This window comes from Desulfobulbaceae bacterium (assembly GCA_015231515.1).
Classification (GTDB): Bacteria; Desulfobacterota; Desulfobulbia; order Desulfobulbales; family VMSU01; genus JADGBM01.
The window spans coordinates 1-4,362 of sequence record JADGBM010000178.1; the positions used below are offsets into that span (position 1 = coordinate 1).

Genomic DNA, 4,362 nt, shown 5'->3' on the forward strand with positions numbered 1-4,362 from the left:
TCTATCGCGTTTGCTCTTGAATATATTCTTCCGCTCGTTGCCCCGTGAAGTAATGTGATAAAAAGCGCCGGGAAATGTTATTCGTAAAGGACGGGCCATAGGATTCCTCAATAATTTACAACATGAAAAATTTTTATTTCATTGACATCGTATAACTCCCAAAGCGAGTTGTCAATAATGAAGACTTGACCCCGAGAACTTTCTGTCAATAATGAAGACTTGACCCCGAGAAATGAAGACTTGACCCCGAGAACTTTCCAAGACTTGACCCCGAGAACTTTCGCTCCATTAATTTACGGGCAAAATATCACCCAACATGGGACATATAGTGGGTCAGGTTTATTTTTTTTTGCAAAATTCTTGGCATTAAAAAAAATAACAATTACATAACGGTACCATGTTACCAATACAAACCCGTTTAACCATCACGCCCTGGTTTACTGCCACCACCTTAGAAGCAGCAGAAAAGCTCGTTGAACAGGACGATTGCCTGCTGCTTCATTACCGAAACTCATCTGCAGCCCTGTTCTCCAGAGTCGATGGCTACTGCCTGATAAAGTTTGAAAAGGCCCCAAAGATCAGTCAGGGCTTTCGGCCCGGCAAGACGGAGTGTTCCATCTGTAATTACCCGCAAAGCCTTGGCGACCACTGTGTGCACGCCGCCGTGCTCATCATCAACATCCTGCTCGAGGATGTAAACGGATTCGGGCTTAATTTATCCCCGGCGCCGCTTCTCTTTGCTGAAAGTAACTGGCAACGGCTCTGCGCCTTCATGAATGAACAAAAAACCAGCCCCCAGATTTTGACCGACCCTGAGAGTGAGCAGGGGCTGATCTTCAAAACGGACAATTTTTCTGCCCACATCACCTTGAGTGATAACTCCCGGGCGCTACTGCCGAAGGCCTTCCCACATTATCAATTTCCTGACTCCGCAAACTCCATCAACATTGATAAAAAATCGGTCGAAACCGCTTGGAACCAACTCTGGTGCTCCTGCCGTTCCGATACCGAAACAGCCCTTAACCAGGTTGGCAGTTCCAGCAAGGGTCAGGAGGCCTCCAAAAGCCTCTGGACCCAGCTTTGTCACCATCTGTTTATAGAGCAGCCGGAACCAGACTGGCAGTTGCAACGCGGTTCAAATAACCTGTTTTCCTTGGTGTCGGGCCCAGGTGACAAAGCTCGGCTCAGACTCACCCCCTGCCGAGATCAAACCATACGTCTTTTGGAACAGACCGCTACCATGGACCGTATCAGCATTGAGGGTAGAGCCCGGGCCTACTCAAAAATCTTCTTTCAGGAGAATGGCAGTCTGACAATTGAGCCCTGGCTCAAACTGGCCAATGGGCAAAAAGTGAAGCGGCTTGATCTTGAGGAGCTCATCTTTGGTTCACACTGCTCACTGGAAAAAAACATCTTCCACCCTATTGACGAACAGGAAGATGACTTTTCAGCAAAGGCCAGCAGCCTGCCTCTCTTTGCCTTTGCCGAAACAACACGCCCAGTCACCACCGTGACCATCCCGGCCCTTGAACTGCCAGCCTTTTTCGATAAGCACCTGCAAAACATTTTGCATAGTCAACACGACTACGACCCGGCCCTCGAAGAGTTCAGTATCAACGATCTGCCCGACTTCATTGAGGTACTCGACTATAATGAAGATGATGACTGGTGCTACCTCAGTGCCCGTTACGCCTGCGCTGGCCGCCATCTTGATCTCCTGGAGATACGAAGCCTGCGCGCTAAAGGTAGACAGCATGCAACCGGCAAGGGGAAATGGCTACAGCTGACAAACACCCCGCTGGACTGGCTCTATGACCTTGACCCCCAAAGGCTTGAGACAACCACACAAGGTTCCAGGCTGCGCCTTACCAGACTTGAGATGATGGCCCTGACCTCTCTGGTTCCTGAGCTGAAACTTCCACAAACTAAAGCCAAGTGCCAACAGATACAGTCCCAGCTCGAAAACCTACGAGGTTACGCGCTGGCAGAGGCAGACATCCCCAGGCACTTACGACCATATCAACAAACGGGATTATCCTGGCTGAACCACCTCTACGAAAACGGCATAGGCGGTATTCTGGCCGATGACATGGGGCTGGGCAAAACCCATCAGGCCCTGGCCTTGTTACAGATAGCCCTTAGGTCTAAAACCGGCATGGCGATGGTGGTCTGCCCGGCTTCCGTGCTGCCCCACTGGCAGGATAAAATCGATTCTTTTTACCCTGAGCTAAACTATACAATGCACTACGGCTCCAAACGCAGCTTCTCTCCTGCGACAACATCAACCCTGTTGCTCACCACCTATGGCGTCCTGCGCCAAGACATCGAACTGCTGGCCAAACACTCATTTAACCTGATTTTTTTTGATGAGATTCAGTATCTGAAAAACCGTAGCACCGCAACAAGCAAAGCAGCATATTGCCTAAACAGCAGGGTATGCTTCGGTCTCAGCGGCACCCCGGTTGAAAACTCCCTGACAGATCTTAAATCAATTTATGATTTATGCCTGCCGGGACTCTTAGGCGGGAACAGCTATTTTCAAAGGACCTACGTTACACCTATTGAGGAATCAAACGATCTGCATCGTCTTGAAGTTTTGCAGCGTCTTATCCGTCCATTTATGCTGCGTCGTACAAAAAGCGCTGTGCTCGATGAACTACCCGATATAATAGAAGATATTCGCTACTGCTACCTGAGCGCTGATCAACAGACCTTATACCAGCAGAGCATCGACCACGAAGGCCAGGAGCTGCTGACTGCGGTAAGCGATACGGCCGCGCCTTTTCCACATATGAGTTTTTTGGCCCTGATTCAGCAACTTAAGCAGATATGCAATCACCCCTGCCAGCTGGCTAAAAACACAAATTACGACACCTATAAAAGTGGCAAGTGGGAGTTATTCAAAGAGATTTTAAGCGAATGTCTGGAGGCAAATCTAAAAGTTGTCGTCTTCAGCCAGTACACCCTGATGCTCGATATAATTGCGCAATACTTAGGGGACAAGGCAATTCCTTACACAGGGCTGCGGGGCAGCACGACTATGGACAAGCGCCAGCAACAGGTTGCATCGTTTAACAACGACCCCGCGATTAAAGTCTTTTGTGCCAGTCTGCTGGCCGGTGGCACGGGCATTGACCTCACCGGCGCTCAGGCAGTTATTCACTACGACCGCTGGTGGAACTCAGCCAAGGAAGAACAGGCCACTGCCAGAGTTCATCGATATGGTCAAAAGCAGGCCGTCCAGGTTTTTAAATTCATCACTACCGGCACAATGGAGGAAAAAATTCACAGCCTTATCAACAAGAAGTACAATCTTGCTGAAGATACTATCCAGTGTGATGACGGCTCAATTCTCAAAAAACTGAGCCGCGAGGAAATCGCCTCAATCCTGCAATGGACGCCGGGAGCAAGTTGACAAACGGTGTCACGCCAATTGTTTGTTAAAGCGGCGAATGCGATTTCGTCTCGTTTGCCCATGGGGCTTTGCCCTTCTTGGTTCAAAATACGCGAGGAAATACGCTAGGACGCTAGGGCTAGGCTAGCTAGGGCTAGGCTAGGGCTAGGGGTCAAGTCCGCTCTTGGCTTTTGTTGTATCTTAACTGCTGCGAAAAAGGCTATGGGTCAGGCCTGAATTATTGACATTCATGAAGAAACAGCAGGATTAGGATTGACAGACAACCTCCTGAACTGGAAAGACATGGGATGTGCAACAGCCGCCGCGATGCCAGGAAAAATCCCGTCGGAAAGACAGTCTGTTTTGCCCAGAAGGCACTCTGTTCAGTACCCTCTTGAGGGGTATTAGTCTCATAGGAGTCCCGCCTTGCTGGAATCAACTCGGCTTTAATCTGGTTAATCTGTTCAACCGGCTCTAACTTGAAGGGTTGAAGCTGTAAGATGACAAACCGACAACAATCACGGTGCATTGCAAGCCTGCCCCTTGTATTGTTGCATCGCGAACGAACTGTAAATGATCGTTCAGCAAATGCCAAAGCTGTGCGAACAATTGTGCTATTTGATAAATTGGAACCAGCTTGACAGAATGTAGTCGATCGACTACATTAAACCCATGTATACGGTTAAAACCCTTCCTGAATTCGATTCCTGGCTTGATAGCGTGAAAGACCGGATGACACGTCTCCGGTTAAGCCGCCGTCTTGACAAAGCTCAACGTGGCAATCTTGGCGATGTAAAACCTGTAGGGGATGGCATCTTTGAAATGCGGGAACACTTCGGGCCGGGTTGGCGCATGTATTACACCATGCGTGGAGATGTTTTGATCGTGATGCTTGGTGGCGGCGACAAGGGAACGCAGTCAACCGACATTGCCAAAGCCAAACAACTTGAACACACCTTGGAGGATTA

Annotated in this window: 2 protein-coding genes; both read left to right on the forward strand. The window is 49.2% G+C overall.

The window, feature by feature from the left end; all coding sequences use genetic code 11:
- Positions 1–397 precede the first annotated feature (397 nt).
- A complete protein-coding gene (locus HQK80_15705) occupies positions 398–3,415 on the forward strand; it encodes a DEAD/DEAH box helicase (GenBank protein ID MBF0223637.1) in 3,018 nt (1,005 codons plus the stop codon).
- 651 nt (positions 3,416–4,066) lie between these two features.
- Positions 4,067–4,362: type II toxin-antitoxin system RelE/ParE family toxin (locus HQK80_15710; protein MBF0223638.1), on the forward strand; the 296-nt coding region annotated here is incomplete at its 3' end.